Genomic DNA, 832 nt, shown 5'->3' with positions numbered 1-832 from the left:
CTAAATCAACATATTACCGATGGAAAAACAAAACCTATAAAAATGATACCGTAACACAAAAAGTCATTGAATTATGTGAAGCTAATCACTATACATACGGTTATCGCAAGATTACAGCTTTGATTAATCAGTGTTATACATCACCAATTAATCATAAGAGAGTACAGAGAATTATGCAGGAACATCAATTGAACTGCCGAGTTAGACCTAAAAAGACGACAAGAATAGGTAAACCATATTATAAAACAGACAATTTATTACAAAGACAATTTAAAGCGAGTCGTCCCATGGAAGTATTAACAACCGATATTACTTATTTACCATTTGGTCATTCTATGTTGTATTTATCTTCGATAATGGATATTTATAATGGAGAAATTGTAGCGTATAAAATAGATGATAAACAAGACCAAAGTTTAGTTAATGATACATTAAATCAGATCGATATACCTGAGGGTTGTATATTACATAGTGATCAAGGTAGTGTTTATACATCCTATGCTTATTATCAATTATGCGAAGAAAAAGGCATTATCAGAAGTATGTCCCGAAAGGGAACACCTGCCGATAACGCCCCGATAGAAAGTTTCCATTCCTCACTAAAGTCTGAAACTTTCTACATCAACAATGAGCTTAATAGCCCTAATCACATTGTAATAGATATTGTCGAAAAGTACATAAAAAACTATAATAATAATCGAATTCAACAAAAACTAGGCTACTTATCCCCTGTAAAATACAGAGAATTAGCAGCCTAGAGTATAGTATTTTTATTAAGTTCCCATTTAAGGGGTTCAGTGCCATTAAGACACGTCTTTTATTAATTAAACAA

General features: G+C 31.7%; 1 protein-coding gene. It reads left to right on the top strand.

What is annotated here, in order from left to right:
- A partial coding sequence (locus KA858_RS09020) for an IS3 family transposase (protein WP_210135493.1) occupies positions 1-758 on the top strand: 758 nt, incomplete at its 5' end.
- Positions 759-832 lie beyond the last annotated feature (74 nt).

The sequence above is a fragment of the Staphylococcus sp. GDX8P80P genome, assembly GCF_017893095.1.
In the GTDB taxonomy this organism is placed as follows: domain Bacteria; phylum Bacillota; class Bacilli; order Staphylococcales; family Staphylococcaceae; genus Staphylococcus; species Staphylococcus borealis.
Note: the sequence above shows the minus strand (reverse complement) of the source record. Positions and strands in the feature narration are given on the sequence as shown.